The sequence below is a fragment of the Xanthobacter sp. DMC47 genome, from assembly GCF_056313845.1.
In genome coordinates, this window is sequence record NZ_JBQUZM010000001.1 from 1,173,679 (window position 1) to 1,189,085 (window position 15,407).

16 protein-coding genes and 1 pseudogene are annotated in these 15,407 nt (G+C 67.9%); 2 read left to right on the top strand and 15 right to left on the bottom strand.

Translation table 11 applies throughout. The features are described from left to right. Positions 1-85: 85 nt before the first annotated feature. From ACT54R_RS05460 to ACT54R_RS05515, 12 genes and pseudogenes are all read right to left on the bottom strand, one after another. Entirely contained in the window at positions 86-649 is a 564-nt protein-coding gene (locus ACT54R_RS05460) for an NADPH-dependent FMN reductase (protein WP_476324340.1), read from the bottom strand. 29 nt (positions 650-678) lie between these two features. Beyond that, a complete protein-coding gene (locus ACT54R_RS05465) occupies positions 679-966 on the bottom strand; it encodes a YciI family protein (protein ID WP_476324342.1) in 288 nt (95 codons plus the stop codon). Positions 967-1,070: 104 nt separating this feature from the next. Further along, on the bottom strand, positions 1,071-2,057 hold the full coding sequence (locus ACT54R_RS05470) for a sugar ABC transporter substrate-binding protein (RefSeq protein WP_476324344.1): 987 nt from the start codon (positions 2,055-2,057) through the stop codon (positions 1,071-1,073). 50 nt (positions 2,058-2,107) lie between these two features. Continuing rightward, a complete protein-coding gene (locus ACT54R_RS05475; RefSeq protein WP_476324346.1) occupies positions 2,108-3,082 on the bottom strand; it encodes an ABC transporter permease in 975 nt (324 codons plus the stop codon). Then, on the bottom strand, positions 3,079-4,041 hold the full coding sequence (locus ACT54R_RS05480) for an ABC transporter permease (protein WP_476324348.1): 963 nt from the start codon (positions 4,039-4,041) through the stop codon (positions 3,079-3,081). Before ACT54R_RS05480 ends, ACT54R_RS05475 begins: the two co-directional genes overlap by 4 nt. Then, positions 4,034-5,572: a sugar ABC transporter ATP-binding protein gene (locus tag ACT54R_RS05485; RefSeq protein WP_476324350.1), complete on the bottom strand. Its 1,539-nt coding sequence runs from the start codon at positions 5,570-5,572 to the stop codon at positions 4,034-4,036. Before ACT54R_RS05485 ends, ACT54R_RS05480 begins: the two co-directional genes overlap by 8 nt. 8 nt (positions 5,573-5,580) lie before the next feature. Then, entirely contained in the window at positions 5,581-7,005 is a 1,425-nt protein-coding gene (locus tag ACT54R_RS05490) for an FAD-binding oxidoreductase (RefSeq protein WP_476324352.1), read from the bottom strand. Positions 7,006-7,058: 53 nt separating this feature from the next. Next, positions 7,059-7,940 (bottom strand): intradiol ring-cleavage dioxygenase, encoded by an 882-nt coding sequence (locus tag ACT54R_RS05495; RefSeq protein ID WP_476324354.1) that lies wholly within the window; start codon positions 7,938-7,940, stop codon positions 7,059-7,061. After that, complete coding sequence (locus tag ACT54R_RS05500; RefSeq protein WP_394113294.1) at positions 7,937-8,854, bottom strand: NAD(P)-dependent oxidoreductase; 918 nt, start codon at positions 8,852-8,854, stop codon at positions 7,937-7,939. The genes ACT54R_RS05495 and ACT54R_RS05500 overlap by 4 nt, the downstream gene beginning before the upstream one ends. 10 nt (positions 8,855-8,864) lie before the next feature. Further along, positions 8,865-10,229 carry an amidohydrolase family protein gene (locus ACT54R_RS05505; protein WP_476324356.1) on the bottom strand — a complete coding sequence of 455 codons (1,365 nt, stop codon included), beginning with the start codon at positions 10,227-10,229 and terminating at the stop codon, positions 8,865-8,867. After that, complete coding sequence (locus ACT54R_RS05510; protein WP_476324358.1) at positions 10,229-11,317, bottom strand: maleylacetate reductase; 1,089 nt, start codon at positions 11,315-11,317, stop codon at positions 10,229-10,231. Before ACT54R_RS05510 ends, ACT54R_RS05505 begins: the two co-directional genes overlap by 1 nt. A 138-nt stretch (positions 11,318-11,455) precedes the next feature. Beyond that, positions 11,456-11,755: pseudogene (locus ACT54R_RS05515) on the bottom strand (Dabb family protein); the annotation flags it as partial. 106 nt (positions 11,756-11,861) lie between these two features. On the opposite strand from ACT54R_RS05515, the gene ACT54R_RS05520 reads away from it, so the two are divergent. Continuing rightward, positions 11,862-12,776 (top strand): LysR family transcriptional regulator, encoded by a 915-nt coding sequence (locus tag ACT54R_RS05520; protein WP_476324360.1) that lies wholly within the window; start codon positions 11,862-11,864, stop codon positions 12,774-12,776. Between the two features lie 80 nt (positions 12,777-12,856). Further along, a complete protein-coding gene (locus ACT54R_RS05525) occupies positions 12,857-13,171 on the top strand; it encodes a hypothetical protein (RefSeq protein WP_168459576.1) in 315 nt (104 codons plus the stop codon). 18 nt (positions 13,172-13,189) lie between these two features. Here ACT54R_RS05525 and ACT54R_RS05530 read toward each other — a convergent pair whose 3' ends face one another. The 3 genes from ACT54R_RS05530 to ACT54R_RS05540 form a co-directional block, all read right to left on the bottom strand. Then, positions 13,190-13,594, bottom strand: a complete 405-nt coding sequence (locus ACT54R_RS05530; protein WP_476324362.1) for a carboxymuconolactone decarboxylase family protein — start codon at positions 13,592-13,594, stop codon at positions 13,190-13,192. 49 nt (positions 13,595-13,643) lie between these two features. Next, a complete protein-coding gene (locus tag ACT54R_RS05535; RefSeq protein WP_168459574.1) occupies positions 13,644-14,405 on the bottom strand; it encodes an ABC transporter permease in 762 nt (253 codons plus the stop codon). Between the two features lie 73 nt (positions 14,406-14,478). After that, entirely contained in the window at positions 14,479-15,312 is an 834-nt protein-coding gene (locus ACT54R_RS05540) for an ABC transporter ATP-binding protein (protein WP_476326401.1), read from the bottom strand. Positions 15,313-15,407 lie beyond the last annotated feature (95 nt).

The following is a 15,407-nucleotide window of genomic DNA, read 5'->3' on the forward strand; positions in this document are numbered from 1 at the left end:
CCCTTTCAGGTAGACACAAAAATGCAGCGGCGAGGGGCCATGCCTCTCGCCGCTGCTGTTTCAGGGGTGGCCGATCAAGGGCCGGTCAGCGCAGTCGCTCGGTCCAAGCGGCGAGCGCGGTGAGGAGCTGGCGGATGAAGTCCGCGGTCGCCTCGTCGGTGAGGGCGCCCGAGGCGTCGAACTTGGTCTGGGCGGCGCCGATCATCACTTCCGGCTTGTTCAGCGGGAAGGCGTTCAGGAACACCAGCATCTGGCGCAGTTGGTACTGCGCCCGCGCGGTGCCGAGCACGCCCATGCTGGCGCCCATGATGGCGACGGGCTTGTTATCGAACGGCTGGCTCGGCGGGCGCGAGGCCCAGTCGATGGCGTTCTTCAGCACGCCGGGGATGGAGTAATTGTACTCCGGCGTCACGAACAGGATGGCGTCCGCCGCCGCAAGCTGGGCGCGGAAACGCTCCACCTCGGCGGGATAGCCGGCGAGGCGCACGTCGTCATTGTAGTGCGGCAGATCGCCGATCTCGGCGGCCTCAATGGTCATGCCCTCGGGGGCAAGCTCCATGGCCGCCTTCAGCGCCATCGTGTTGTACGAGCCCTTGCGCAGGCTGCCGGAAATTCCCACCACCCGGATCGGGCGGGCATCGCTGGACATGTGTCGTCTCCTTGAAATGGGATCGGTATTCAGCCCTGCCGACGGAGGAAGCCGGTGATGGTCACGCGCTCCCAGATGTCCGCCTTCTTGAAGGGGTCGGCGGCGTTGAAAGCCTCGGCGGCGGCGCGGTCCGGCGCCTCGATGAGGAAGAGGCTGCCGATCATCGTGGTTCCATCATCCGCCACCAGCGGGCCGGACATGACGATCTGCACCCCGAACGCGGAGGTGTCGGACAGGAAGGCCTTGTGCGCCTCATAATGGGCGAGGCGGGTGTCGAGCGCGCCGGGGCGGTCGACGCCGTGGATGGCGAACAGCATCAGAGGGGCTCCTTCGCGATCGGGGCGGCACGCGGCATAAGCCGGTGTCGCCCCGTCGGGTTGATAGCACGCCGGCTATGCAGACCGGCGTCAGTGAATCGAAATCAGTTCGTCTTGGTGGGTGCCTTGGTGGCCATGGCGGCGGCGTCCGCCCAGCTCGGGCAGGCGCGGGCTTCCAGCGGCACGTCGTAGGGCTGGTAGTTGGAGGCGTTGACCACGGTGGGCTTCAGCACCACCTCGTTCACGATGGCCTCGTTGCGCAGCGCGCGGATGGCCACCATGGTACCGATGCAGCCCTGCACGAAGCCGTTGTAATCGCCCGAGGCGAGCAGCTTGCCGGCCTTGATGGCGTCGATCGCTTCCTTGGTGCCGTTGATGCCGATGACCTTGGCCTTGCGGTTGGCACCGTCCAGCGCCTCGATGGCGCCGATGGCCATGGCGTCGTTGGCGGCCAGCACGCCGTCGATCTGCGGATGCGACTGCATGAGGTTCTCCATCACCTGCAGGCCCTGCAGGCGCTGGTAGTTGGCCGGTTGGCTGGCGAGCAGCTTCACGTCCTTGTTTTCCTTGATGGCGTCATTGAAGCCGCGCACCCGGTCGATGTTGGTGAGCGAGCCCTTCACGCCCTCCAGGATCACCACATTGCCCTTGCCGCCCATCTCCTTGAGCAGATAGCGGCCGGTTTCCAGGCCGAGGCTGTAGTCGTCGGCGCCGACGAAGGCGAGGAACTTGCCGCCGGCCGAGCGGTCGGTGACGTTCACCACCGGAATCTTCGCGTCGTTGATCTGCTCCACGCCCGGCACCATGGCCTTGTAGTCCACCGGCACGAAGACGATGGCGGACGGCTTCTTGACGATCACGTCCTCAATCTGGCTGAGCTGCTCGGGGATCGAGTCCGGCTTGGTGGGAATGTAGTGCACCACCTTGGCGCCCATGGACTTCGCCGCCGCCTCGGCGCCGACACGCACGGTCTGGAAGTAGGGGTTGGTCTGGTTCTTGGTGAAAACGGCGATGGTCTCGTCCGCGGCGAGCGCGCCGGTGGACAGGAGCGCCACCGGCAGCGCAGCGGCGATGAGCTTGAGCTTCTTCATGGGGTCTTCCTCCGATTCTTGATATTTGGGCTTGTTACTTCAATTACGCTTCAGGACCGCTTGCGGCCGATCATATCGAGCCACACCGCGAAGACGACGATCACGCCCGTCACCAGAGGCTGCCAGCTTGCGTTGACCGCGAGCAGGTTCATGCCGTTCAGCACCAGCGTCAGGATGAGCGCACCGACGAAGGTGCCGAACACGCTGCCCACCCCGCCGAAGAGCGAGGCACCGCCGATGAGCACCGCCGCGATGGCCGGCAGCGTCATCGCCTCGCCGATGTCGCCCTCGGCCGAGTTCAGCCGGGCGAGGAAGACGATGGAGGCGACGCCCGCCATAGCGCCGGAGAAGGCATAGACGAGGATCAGGCGGCGATCGACGGGGATGCCCGAGAGCCGCGCCGCCACCGGGTTCGCGCCGATGGCGTAAATCTGTTGCCCCCACACGGTGCGCTGGGCGAAGACGGCGCCGGCGACGAGGAAGCCGATCATCAGATAGACCGGGATCGGAATCCCGAGGAAATAGCCCGAGCCGATCTGCCGGAAGCCGGGCGGGAAGCCGTGGATGGTCTCGCCGGCCATGTAGTAATAGGTCAGGCCGTGCAGCACCCACAGCATGCCATAGGTGGCGATGAAGGAGGGGATGCGCAGCTTCGCCACCATCAGCCCGTTGCAGATGCCGATGACGCAGCCGCTGGCGAGGCCCGTGAGCGTCCCCAGCACCGGCGAGCCGGTGGCCTTGATGACGGTGGCGGCGAGGCAGGCGGAGAGCCCGATGTTCGCGCCCACCGAGAGGTCGAGGCCGCCGGTGAGGATCACCAGCGTCAGCCCCGAGGCCAGGAAGAACAGCAGGCTCGCCTGTCGCAGCACGTTGAGGATGTTGTTTGTGGTGAAGAAGGCATCCGTCGCGACGCTCAGCGCCACGCACAGGAGGCCCGCCGCCAGCAGCCGGTAGAGAAGCTGCTGCATGTCCTTCGACAGATGGATGCGGGGCGTGCCCGCGGAGATGTCGCCAGCGAGGCTCATGACTTCTTGCTCCGCATGCCATCGAGGAAGAGGGCGAAGATGACGAGGACGCCGATGCAGGCCACCTGCACCGAGGAGGGCACGGCCATGAGGTTCAGCCCGTTGCGCAGCACGCCGACGGTGAGCACGCCCATGAGGGTGCCAAAGATCCAGCCGTTGCCCCGCTCGAAGGAGGTGCCGCCGAGCGCCACGGCGGCGATGGCGTCGAACTCCATGCCGATGGCGGCGGTGGGATGGCCGGCATTCATGCGCGCCGTCATCAGCAGGGCCGCGACGCCGGCCATCGCCCCGCCGAGCATGTAGACGGAGATGAGCAGCCGCCGCCACTTCACCCCCGCCAGCGTCAGCGCCTCGCGATTGCCGCCCAGCGCGCAGATGTAGGTGCCGAAGCGGGTGTGATAGAGCAGCACGTGGAAGAGAGCGTAGAAGCCCGCGCCGATGAGGATGGGGTTCGGAATGCCCGCCACCTCGCCGGAATAGACCTGACGCACAAAGCGCGGGATGCCCACCACGCTCTGCCCGTCGGACACGATGAGCGCGAGCCCCTGCGCCGCGCCGAGCGTGCCCAGCGTCGCCACGAAGGGCGGGATGCCCAGCACCGACACCAGCCAGCCGTTGGCGAGGCCGAAGGCGAGGCCCACACCCAGCGCTCCGGCGAGCCCGAGCAGCAGCGACTGGGTCGCCACCACGATCAGCGCCAGCACCAGCGAGGCGAGGGTGAGCACCGCGCCCATGGAGAGGTCCAGCCCCTCCGTCATGATGATGAGCGTCATGGGCAGCGCCAGGAGCAGCAGGATCACCGACTGCACCAGGATGTTGGAGATGTTGCCGGCGGTGAGGAAGCCGGGGCTCGCCACCGCGAACAGCACGCCGAGGCCGACGAGTGCCACGGCGACGCCGGGTACGGCCGGAATGCGCGCCCGCGCGGGGGTGGAAGAGGAAAGGGCGTGATCACTCATCGTGCATCCCCATTCGGACGATGTTCTCTTCGGAGAGGTCGGCGCGGCCAAGCTCGCCGACGATGCGCTTGCCGCGCATGACGTAGGCGCGGTCGCAGACATGGACGATCTCCGCCTGCTCGGAGGAAATCATGAGCACCGCCGCCCCTTCGGCGACCAGTTGGTCGATGAGGGCGAAGATCTCGGATTTGGCACCCACATCGATGCCGCGCGTGGGCTCGTCGAAGATGAACAGGCGCGTGCCGGCGGCGAGCCACTTGCCGATCACCACCTTCTGCTGGTTGCCGCCGGAGAGAACGGCGACGCTCTGGTTCGGCGAAGGGGTGGCGATGCGCAGGCGCTGGATCAGTTCCTGCGCCGAGCGGCGCGCCTTGCGCGGGGAGAACATGTTGCTCGGAAACAGCTTCGGCAGGCCCGCCACGGCGAGGTTGTCGCTGACCGTGCGGATGAGGGCGAGCCCCTCCGCCTTGCGGCTCTCCGGAATGAGGCCGACGCCGGCGAAGGCAGCGGCATCCGGACCGCCGGTGCGCGGCTTGCCGAAGATGCGCACCTCGCCCGCCGTCACCGGATCGGCGCCGAAGATGGCGCGGGCCACCTCCGTGCGGCCGGAGCCGACGAGGCCGCACAGGCCCACGATCTCGCCCGCCCGCACCTTCAGGTCGATGTCGCGGATGCCATTGGTGGAGGACAGGCCCTTCGTCTCCAGCACCACCTCGCCCGATTCGGTGGCGAAGCGGCGGGGATAGGACATGTCCACGTTGCGGCCGACCATCATCCGCACCAGCTCGTCCGGCGAGGTCTCGCCGGGCAGCGCGCGGCCCACCAGCTTGCCGTCGCGCAGCACGGTGATGCGGTCGCCGAGGGCGAACACCTCGGCCATGCGGTGGGAGATGTAGACGAGGGCGACGCCCTTCGCCTGCAGCTGGCGCATCACCTCGAACAGGCGCTCGGTCTCGCGGTCCGAGAGCGCGGCGGTCGGCTCGTCCATGACGAGGATGCGGGCATCCTGCGACAGCGCCTTGCCGATCTCCACCATCTGCTGCTGGGCGACGCCGAGCTGGTGCACCTTGGTGCGCGGGTCCACATCGAGGCCAATCAGGTCCAGCACCTTCTGCGCCTCGCGATAGAGGCGGCGCCGGTCCATGAGGCCGGGAATGCGCGAGGGAAATTCGCGGCCGAGGAAGATGTTCTGCGCCACATCCAGATAGGGGACGAGGGAGAATTCCTGGAAGATGACCGCGATGCCGAAGCGCCGCGCATCGGCGGGGGAGCGGATCTCGACCTTCTCGCCATTGTGAAAGTATTCGCCCGCATCCGCCTGATAGGCGCCGCACAGCACCTTCATGAGCGAGGATTTTCCGGCGCCGTTCTCCCCGAGGAGCATGTGCACCTCGCCGGGCCACACGGCGAACGACACGTCGTCCAGCGCCTTCACGCCCGGAAAGGTCTTGGAGATGCCCTTCAGTTCCAGAATGGGGATCGCAGGGACGGCCGGGGGCGCGGCCAGTTCCAGGCGAGGCGTCGTTGCCATGACCGCCCTCATGGTGCGTCTCCTTGCTGTGTGTCGCGGGGCCGGAAGATTTTGCCGGGATTGAGGATGCCATCCGGATCGAGGGCGCCCTTAACGAGGCGCATCACATCCACCGCGTCGCCCAGTTCGAGGGGCAGGAAGTGCATCTTGCCGACGCCGATGCCGTGCTCGCCGGTGCAGGTGCCTTCCAGCGCGATGGCGCGGCGGGCCAGGCGGTCGCAGAAGGCTTTGGCGCGGGCCAGCTCCTCGGCGCTGGAAGGATCGATCAGCACCAGAAGGTGGAAATTACCGTCGCCCACATGGCCCACCACCGGGGCGGTGAGGCCGGTCTGCGCGATATCCGCCGCCGTCTCCACGAGGCATTCGGCGAGGCGGGAGATCGGCACGCACACGTCGGTGATCATCGCCTTCGCGCCGGGGCGCAGCGCGAGGCCGGCGTAAAGCGTGTTGTCGCGGGCGTGCCAGAGGCGGCTCCGCTCCTCCGGAGTGGTCGCCCACTGGAACCCCTGGCCACCGAACTCGGCGGCCAGCGCCTCGGTCGTCTCGGCCTGCTCGGCCACATAGGCTTTTGAGCCGTGGAACTCGAAGAACAGGTGCGGCACCTCGGGCAGGCCGAGCTTGGCGTGCAAATTCATGCCGCGCATCATCACCGCGTCGAGCAGTTCCACCCGCGCCACCGGCACGCCGGACTGGATGACGGCGATGGCCGTGTCCACGGCGGACTTGAGATCCGGGAAGGCGCAGACGGCGGAGGAGATGGCCTCTGGCTGGGGATGCAGCTTCAGCGTGACCTGCGTGATGACGCCAAGAGTGCCTTCGGCGCCCACGAACAGGCGCGTGAGATCATAGCCAGCGGCGGACTTGCGCGCCCGCTGCGCGGTGCGGATCACGCGGCCGTCGGCCAGCACCACTTCCAGCGCCAGCACATTGTCCTTCATGGTGCCGTAGCGCACCGCCATGGTGCCCGACGCGCGGGTGGAGGTCATGCCGCCGATGGAAGCATCGGCGCCAGGATCGATGGGGAAGAACAGGCCGGTGTCGCGCAGTTGCGCGTTGAGCTGCTTGCGGGTGATGCCGGGCTGGACGGTGACGTCCATGTCCTCCGCATTCACCTTCAGCACCTGGTTCATCCGCCCCATGTCGAGGCAGACGCCGCCATGGAGCGCCGCCGCATTGCCCTCCAGCGAGGTGCCCGCGCCGAAGGCGACCACCGGCACCTTCGCCTCTCGGCACAGGCGCACGATGGCCTGCACCTCGGCCGTGCTCTCCGGATAAACCACCAGGTCCGGCGGGGTCGCCGCGTGGTAGGCCTCGCTGCGGCCATGGTCGGCGAGCACGCCGGGCGCGCGGGTGGCCCGATCACCGACGATCCCGGCGAGGCGCGCCAGCAGGCCATCCATGGGATGCGCCGCGATGGGCATATGGGCAGACATGCGTTCCTCCCTTCGCGCGTCCCGTTGGCCGGGCTTGCTGCGCGTCCGTCCCGTTACGCCGCCTGCGAAGCCGCGGCGGAGACAGGGTTGAGCTTGAAATCGTAGGTCAGCTGGCACCACGGCGCGTCCATCACCCGGCCGTCCGGCGCGGTGCCAGGTGCATGGGCGGTGAACTCGCGGATGAGCGAATCCTTCACGCCGAACACCGAGTCGCTGTCGAGATATTGGTCTCCGGCCACGAACACGTGGGTCACGAGCTTCTCGTGGCCGGGCGCCTCGATCATGAAATGCACATGGGCCGGCCGCCAGGGATGGCGCCCCTGCGCCTCCAGCATCTTGCCCACCGGCCCGTCGTGCGGAATGGGATACGCGGCGGGCTTGATGGACCAGAAGGAGAAGCGGCCCTGATCGTCCGTGCGCAGGCGGGCGCGGGCCACGAGGCCGTTCTCCTCGTGCTGCACGTCGTAATAGCCGTCCACGTCCGAATGCCAGACATCGACGATGGCGTTCACCAGCGGCGCACCATCGAGGGTCGCGACCGAGCCGGAGACGAACATGGGCTCTCCTTCGAGATGCCCGGAAATGTCGGTGCCGTTCGCCACTTCCGGCGGGCCCTCCACATAGAAGGGGCCGAGCACGGTGCTCTCGGTGACCGCCGTCTGGTGGTCGTGGTTGATGGCATCCACCAGCATGGAGACGCCAAGCGTGTCGGACAGCAGGATGAATTCCTGCCGCGTGCCGGTGCACATGTGGCCGGTGTCGGTGAGGAAGGCGATGCCCTTCTCCCATTCCGCCTGGGTGGGGCGCACCTCGCGGATGAAATTGTGCAGGTGGCGCACGAGCGCCTCGCTGATCTCGCGGACACGGGCATCAGGCGCGTTGGCGACGCGCTCCAGCACCGCCTCGGTGATGGAAAACTGGTCGAAGTTCCTCATGCGAGCCTCCCGTCGTTCTTGTCGAGATCCGGCTCGCCAAGGCCAGCGAGCCATTCGGCGAGGCGGACCGGGGCAATGAAGTCGGCCTCGCCCTCTCCACGCCCAATGAGGGCGCCGTAAATCTCCCGCGTGAGCGTGGCTAGGGGCATGGCCATCTCGGCGGCGTGACCGGCCCCGACGATGAGGTCGAGGTCCTTGGCCATCTGCCGGCAGGAGAAAGTGGAATTGAAGTCGCGCGTCTCAAGGCTCTTGGCCTTGTAGTGCACCATGGGCGAGCCCACCGCGCTGTTGGTGAGCACGTCGAGGATGTCCTGCCAGGCAAGGTTCCCCTTGCGGGCGAGCACGATGCTCTCGCCCATCATGGCCGCCGAGACCGCGATCATGAGGTTCACGGAGAGCTTGGCGTAGCGCGCCTCTTCCTGAGTGCCGAGATACTTCTGGGCGCGGGTGAAATCCTTGGCCACCGGCTCGAACGTGTCGAACGCCGCGCGCGGGCCGGAGACGAAGCAGGTGAGATTGCCGGTGTGGGCGATGGCGGCGTTGCCGGAGACCGGCGCGCGCAGATAGTGGATGCCCGCACGCTCGGCGGCGGCGCCCAGCTCGGCGGAGATGCCGGGGCTGACGGTGGAGGTCTCGACCAGGATCGCGCCCTTGCGCATGGCGGAGAGCAGCGGCCCCTCCAGCGCGACAGCCCTGAGTGCCTTGTCGTCCGGCAGTGAGGTGAAGACGATGTCGCGGCCGGCCGCATCCTGAAGTGTCGCGGCAGGGGTGACGCCGCCGGCGGCGGCCTCGGCGATGCGCTCCTGATCGCGGTCGAAGCCAGCGATGTCGCGGCCCGCGCCGGCGAGGCGGGTGGAGATGGGCAGGCCCATCTTGCCGAGCCCGATCCAGCCGAGGGTCAAAGTATCAGCCATCATCCTCTCCTCACGCCGCCTTCTTGCCGAGGCCCAGCTCATCGACGATGCGCGCGCCCGAGGCGGTGAGCCGGGCGAGCTTCTCGTTGAGGCCGGTGGCGAGCAGCGTCCTGTTCTTCTTCATGAAACGGCCGGCGATCATCACCGCCTCCACGTCGCCACGCCCGGCCTGCATCACCACCGTGGCGACGGGATCATGCACCGGCTGGAGGTGCAGCGCGCGGGCGTCGATGAGCACGAGATCGGCCTGCTTGCCGGGCGCGAGGGAGCCGATGCGGGCATCAAGCCCCAGCATCCGCGCGCCCTCGATGGTGATCCATTCCAGCGCCTGCCGCACCCGCACCGTGGAGGTGGAGGGAATCGCGCCGGTCTCGCGGCGGCTGTCGGTATTGTCCAGCACCCGCTGCATGCCAAGCGCGATGCGCGCGACGCCCATCATGTCGCCGGCCAGCACGCTTTCGAGGTCCACCCCAAGGGAGGGCGCCGCGCCGCGCGTCAGCAGGCGGCCGGTGACGGGGAAGCCGTGGCCCTGCGTCATCTCGTTTTCCGGCGTCACCGAGAAGGAGGCGCCGAGCTCCACGAGGCGGGAGAACAGTTCGTCGGAGAGATCGTTGCCGTGGACGACGTTGATGCCCGGCCCCACCAGCCCCTCGGCGATCAGCGTCTCCCAGCCGCCCGGCGTCTTCGCCGCGCCGCCACCCTGATGCATGGAGGCGACGAGGCCGAATTCGCGGGCGAGGCGGAAGTCGGCGCGGGCGACCTCCAGCGTGGAATAATGCGGGCCGAGGATGGCGAGGCCCAGCGTCAGCAGGCCGTCCGTGCGGGCGAACGGGCCGCGCATGAGGCGCTCGATCTCGGCGCGCGGGTGCGGCACCTCGGAGAAATGCGGCTCGCCGGGCTTCGGGTCCGGCTTGGGGGAGCCGTGGAAGAAGGCGGCGCGGATGCCGCTTTCTTGGAGCGCCTCCACCGCCGCGTCGGTGTGGTCCGGCGTCGGGTTGTTGTGGCACCAGTCCACCAGCGTGGTGGTGCCGGCATCGATCTGCCCGAGCGCGCCCACCAGCGTCGCGATGCCGATGTCCTCGGGCCGGAACCGGGTGGCAAGCCCCGCATGCACCCAGCGGAAATATTCCAGCAGCGTCCAGTCGGCGGCGAGGCTTCGGAGCCCCGTCTGCCAGGTGTGCATATGGGCGTTGACGAAGCCGGGCACGCAGATGCGCCCTGCCCCGTCCACCCGCTCCGCATCTGCCCCCTCGATGGCGGGAGCGATGGCGGCGATGCGGCCGTCCTCGATCAGGATGTCGCCCTTCGGCAGGTCGCCGACAGCGGGCTCCATCGAGAGGATGGTGGCGCCGGAGATGAGGGTGCGCGCGCCCATTAGGCCGCCTCCTCCGCCGGCACCGCCGCCACCGGCCGCTCGCCGGAATAGGCGCGGGCGATGAGGTCGCGGATGCCGTCGCGGGTCACCGGACGCGGGTTCCAGTAGGGGTTTTCCACGGCAAGATCGGCGGCGGTCTCGATGCCGTCCGCCGGCATGCCGATCTCGGACAGCGCGCGCGGCACGCCCAGCGCCCGCACCAGATCGAACAGCCCCTGCGCCGCATCCGGCGCACCCAGCGCGCGGGTGATGGCGGCCATGGCCTCCGGCGCGGCCGGGGCGTTGTAGGCCACCGCGTGGGGGAGAACGATGGTATGCGTCTCCGCGTGCGGCAGGTTGAAGGTGCCGCCGAGCGTGTGGCAGAGCTTGTGATGCAGCGCCATGCCCACCGCGCCGAGGCAGCAACCGCACAGCCAAGCGCCGTAGAGCGCCATGGTGCGGGCCTCGATATTCGCCGGCTCGTGGATGAGGATGGGCAGCGCGGAGGAGAGCGTGCGAATGCCGTCCTCCGCCATCAGCGAGATCACCGGATTGCGATCCCGCGCATAGAGCGCCTCCACCGCATGGGCGATGGCGTTGACGCCGGAGGTGGCGGAGAGGCCGGGCGGCAGGGTGAGCGTGAGGTCTACGTCGTAGATGACAGCTTCCGGCAGCACGTCCAGCGAGCGGATGGTGGTCTTGCGGCCCTCCTGCGTCTCGCCGAGGATGGGCGTCATCTCCGAGCCGGCATAGGTGGTGGGGATGACGAGCTGCGGCAGCCCGGTGCGCAGGGCCAGCGCCTTGCCGAGGCCCGTAGTGGAGCCACCACCCAGCGCCACGACGCAATCGGCGCCGGCGTCTTTCAGAGCGGCGAGGGCCTTGTCCGTCACCTCCACCGGCGTGTGCATTGTGGCGCCGGGAAAGACACCCGCGCAGGCTTCACCGATGAGCTTGCCGATGCGCTCGCCCTCGCCCGCCTGCTGCGGTGTGGTGAGCACCAGCGCCCGCCGCGCGCCGAGCCGCGCCACCTCGGTGCCGACCTCGGCGACGGTGCCGCGGCCGAAGCGGACGCGGATGGGCAGGGCCTCGTAGGTGAAGGTCTTGATCATGGTTCAGATCCGTCTGGGACGCGCACAGGCGCGCCTTGGGGCTCACTCGCCGGCGAGAAGCGCGCCGCGCGGCCGCGCCACGGAAGCGGCGGCGGGCGCACGGGCCTCGATGGCGCCGAAGGCGGCATCCTCGGCCACATAATCCACCTGGAAGCGGGCGATGCGCAGATCCGCCAGTTCCTGCCGAACCCGCAGATGCTCGGGATGGGAGGCGTAGGCGGCGAGATCGGCGGCGGTGGCGAATTCGGACACCAGCACCACGTCGCAGGCATAATCAACATCGGAGATGTCGAGGCCGATCTCGACGCGGGTCATGCCGGCGACGCGGCCGCGCAGGCCCTCGAACGCAGCCTTGACCTTCTGGCGGGCGGCGGCGCGCTCCTCGCGCGTCTCTCCGCTCACGCGCCACATCACGATGTGGCGGATGGGTCCCATCATTGGCGTTTCCTCGACCTATTGGTCTTTCGTTGGATGTGAGTTTTGACTTGCGCGCAGCGGAAATAAACGGGATTTTCCGGAACGGTCTTTTGCGCGAAATGGAAATATGGATCGCCTGACCCAGATCGAGGTGTTCGTGAAGACCGCAGAGCTGCGCAGCCTCTCGCGCGCGGCGGAGGCGCTGGGCATGTCCAACGCGGCGGCGAGCCGGCATCTCGCCGCGCTGGAGGAGCGCCTCGCCGCGCGCCTCGTGGAGCGCAACACCCGCCGCCTGTGGCTGACCGAGGCGGGACAGGAATTCTACCAGCGCAGCGGCACGCTCCTCACGGAGCTGGCGGAGGCGGAAGAGGCGGTGAACGAGCACACCCTCGCCCCGCAGGGCCTGCTCAGGGTGACGAGCTCGCTCTCCTTCGCCACCATCTATCTTGCGCCCATGCTGCCGGAGTTTCGCAAGCTCTATCCCAAGCTCAACGTGCATATCGCGGTGGCGAACCGCTATCTTGACTTCATCGAGGCCGGCATCGACGTGGCCATTCGCACCCGCCTGCACGAGCCGGACACCAACATCATCGTGCGCCGCCTCGGGCGCATGCGGCGGGTGCTGGCCGCTTCACCCGCCTATCTGGAGGAGCACGGCCGCCCGCGCGAACCGGCCGACCTCACGCGCCACGACATGCTGGTCTACAACCTCGCGCAGGATCCCTTCTCCCTGCGCCTCACCAAGGGCGACGCGGAGCGTACCGTGCGCATCACCGGCGCGCTCGACTGCAACGACGGGCAGGTGATCCGGCAGGCGGCGATCTCGGGTCTCGGCATCCTCATCCAGCCGCTCTACATCGTGCAGGAGGACCTCGCCTCCGGGCGGCTCGTGGCGGTGATGCAGGACTGGCAATTGCCTATGCTGACCATGAACATCGCCTACCAGAACAGGGAGCGGCTGCCGGCGAAGATCCGCGTATTCACGGACTACCTCGTCAACTATGTGCGGCAGGTTTCAAGCAGCGGCATCTGGTCGGCGTGAGCCAGGCTTGCGCCGCTGTCACTGGCCTTCAAGCTACGCCATGATGGTGGCCCGGACACCCCTGCCATCACGGGCCGCCCATGCAGCATATCCTCGGCGCCTTCTCCGCCCTCGATCCCCTCATTGCGCTCGGGGTCTTCATCGCCACGGCGGCCACCGACGCCTGCTATGTGGCCTTCACCTCGGCCGTGGTCGCGCGGCGGCGCCTCTCGGCGGCCAACTGGTCCAGCGTCTGGTACATGCTCTCCTCGTTCGCCGTCATCAGCTACACGGAGAACTGGGTCTATGTGGTCTTTGCCGCCACGGGCTCGTGGGTGGGCGCCTATCTGTCGCTGACCCTGCTGCACCGCCCCGGCGGGAAGGCGGCGCCTGTCGGCTCCTCCCCACCGGAATAGCGCTTGCGGCGACGCCCCTTAGCCGGCCGGGGCGGCATCCACTTCGCGGAACACCTCCTGCGCGATACGCGAGGTCTCCAGCGCCACCGGCACGCCGCAATAGATGGCGATCTGCAGCACCACCTCGCGGATTTCGTCGCGGGTGACGCCGTTGGTCAGCGCCCCCTTGACGTGAAGCTTCAGTTCGTGTGGACGGTTCAGCGCCGACAGCATGACGATGTTGAGCATGCTCCGCGTCCTGCGTTCCAGGCCCGGCCGGCCCCAGATCGCGCCCCAGCAATATTCGGTGACCAGTTCCTGCAGCGGGCGGGCGAACTCGTCCACATTGGCCATGGAGCGCTCCACATGGGCGGCGCCCAGCACCGCCTTGCGGATCTCCATGCCCTTGTGCAGCAGGCTGGCGGCTTCGGTCGTTTCGGTCATCTGACTGTTCCTGGATGAAGATGCGTGGCGTGAAGGGGCAGGCTCGGGGTCAGGATTTCGGCTTGCCGACGATGAGGCGCTTCTCGACAAGGGTCACCGCAAGGTCGAGCACCAGCGCGAAGACGGTGAGCACGATGATGCCGGCGAACACGGCATTCACGTCGAAGGTCGCCTCCGCCTGGAGGATCAGGTAGCCGACACCCCGGGCCGAGCCGAGATATTCGCCCACCACCGCGCCGACGAAGGCCATGCCCACGGACATGTGCAGGCTGGAGAACACCCAGCTCAGCGCCGAGGGGATATAGACCGTGGTGAGGAGCTGGCGCCGGTTCGCGCCCAGCATCCGTGAATTGGCGAGAATGACCGGGTTCACCTCCCGCACGCCCTGGAAGACGTTGAAGAAGACCACGAAGAACACCAGCGTCACGCCTAGCGCCACCTTGGAGCCGATGCCAAGGCCAAACCAGACGATGAAGATGGGGCCGAGGATGACCCGCGGCATGGCGTTGAGCGCCTTGATGTAGGGATCGAACAGGGCTGCCGTGAGCGGCGAGAGGCCGAGCCACAAGCCGATGCCGATGCCGGACGCCACGCCGAGCAGGAAGGCGAGGAGCGTTTCGATCAGCGTGGTGGCGAGATGGACGAAGATCTCGCCCGTCACGAACCAGCTGACGATCTGCTGGAACACCAGAACCGGATCGCCGAAGAAGAAGACCGGCAGGGCCTTGGCCCGCACCAGCACATACCAGGCAATGATGAGGGCGGCGAACAGGGCCGCCTGGAGCGCCGTGAGCACGATGGGGCCCGGCATCGGGCGCCGGCGGGGCCGCCGTTGCGGGCGGGCGGCGGGGCGGCCGGGGGCGCTGGGATCGGCGATCACGGCGTCAGTCCGCAAGTTTGCGCTGATTTCGCTCATAGGCTTTCAGGACCTCTTCCTTCATGGCGTCCCAGATCTGGTGGTAGAGTTCGACGAAGCGCGGCGTCATGCGGATCTCGGCGACGTCGCGCGGCCGCGGCAGGTCGATGCGGAACTCGGCGATGGGGTGCGTGGAGGGGCCGGCGGACAGGATGATGACCCGGTCCGACAGGGAGATGGCCTCTTCCAGGTCATGGGTGATGAACAGCACCGACTTGCGATAGGTGGTCCAGAGCTGGAGCAGCTCGTTCTCCATCAGCACGCGTGTCTGCACGTCCAGGGCGCTGAACGGCTCGTCCATGAGCACGATCTTGGGATCGCGAATGAGCGTCTGCGCCAGCGCGACGCGCTTGCGCATGCCGCCGGACATTTCGTGCGGAAAGCGCTCGCCATGTCCGGAAAGCCCGACGCGGGCAAGCCATTCATTGCCCAGCTTCTCAGCCGCCTTGCGCTCCGTCCCCGCATATTCGAGGCCGGTGATGACGTTGGAGAGCGCGGTGCGCCACGGCATCAGTGCGTCCGCCTGGAAGAGATAGCCGGCATCCGCATTGATGCCCTCCAGCGACCGGCCATAGACGCAGATGTCGCCGTCGGAGGGCTCGAGCAGGCCGGCTGCCACATTCAGCAAGGTGGACTTGCCGCAGCCGGTGGGCCCGACGATGGAAACGAACTCGCCGTCCCCCACCTGAAGGCTCGCGTCGTTCACCGCCGTGTAGGCGCCGAAGCGGACCGAAACGTGGTCGAACAGAAGGGCCGGCGGCGGCCCGGCGTGAGCGGAGAGATCACCGACGGGCGCAGGCATGCGGGCGGGGCCGGCTTCCGGTTGAAGGCCGAGGGTCATGAAACGTCTCCCTAAGGACGCGGGAACTGGGGGCGCTGGAACCAAGGGGCCGGCAC

Coding starts and splice junctions, on each gene's coding strand:
- ACT54R_RS05460 (WP_476324340.1), bottom strand. CDS start 649: ATGTCCAGCGATGCCCGCCCGATCCGGGTGGTGGGAATTTCCGGCAGC.
- ACT54R_RS05465 (WP_476324342.1), bottom strand. CDS start 966: ATGCTGTTCGCCATCCACGGCGTCGACCGCCCCGGCGCGCTCGACACC.
- ACT54R_RS05470 (WP_476324344.1), bottom strand. CDS start 2,057: ATGAAGAAGCTCAAGCTCATCGCCGCTGCGCTGCCGGTGGCGCTCCTG.
- ACT54R_RS05475 (WP_476324346.1), bottom strand. CDS start 3,082: ATGAGCCTCGCTGGCGACATCTCCGCGGGCACGCCCCGCATCCATCTG.
- ACT54R_RS05480 (WP_476324348.1), bottom strand. CDS start 4,041: ATGAGTGATCACGCCCTTTCCTCTTCCACCCCCGCGCGGGCGCGCATT.
- ACT54R_RS05485 (WP_476324350.1), bottom strand. CDS start 5,572: ATGGCAACGACGCCTCGCCTGGAACTGGCCGCGCCCCCGGCCGTCCCT.
- ACT54R_RS05490 (WP_476324352.1), bottom strand. CDS start 7,005: ATGTCTGCCCATATGCCCATCGCGGCGCATCCCATGGATGGCCTGCTG.
- ACT54R_RS05495 (WP_476324354.1), bottom strand. CDS start 7,940: ATGAGGAACTTCGACCAGTTTTCCATCACCGAGGCGGTGCTGGAGCGC.
- ACT54R_RS05500 (WP_394113294.1), bottom strand. CDS start 8,854: ATGGCTGATACTTTGACCCTCGGCTGGATCGGGCTCGGCAAGATGGGC.
- ACT54R_RS05505 (WP_476324356.1), bottom strand. CDS start 10,229: ATGGGCGCGCGCACCCTCATCTCCGGCGCCACCATCCTCTCGATGGAG.
- ACT54R_RS05510 (WP_476324358.1), bottom strand. CDS start 11,317: ATGATCAAGACCTTCACCTACGAGGCCCTGCCCATCCGCGTCCGCTTC.
- ACT54R_RS05520 (WP_476324360.1), top strand. CDS start 11,862: ATGGATCGCCTGACCCAGATCGAGGTGTTCGTGAAGACCGCAGAGCTG.
- ACT54R_RS05525 (WP_168459576.1), top strand. CDS start 12,857: ATGCAGCATATCCTCGGCGCCTTCTCCGCCCTCGATCCCCTCATTGCG.
- ACT54R_RS05530 (WP_476324362.1), bottom strand. CDS start 13,594: ATGACCGAAACGACCGAAGCCGCCAGCCTGCTGCACAAGGGCATGGAG.
- ACT54R_RS05535 (WP_168459574.1), bottom strand. CDS start 14,405: ATGCCGGGCCCCATCGTGCTCACGGCGCTCCAGGCGGCCCTGTTCGCC.
- ACT54R_RS05540 (WP_476326401.1), bottom strand. CDS start 15,312: ATGCCTGCGCCCGTCGGTGATCTCTCCGCTCACGCCGGGCCGCCGCCG.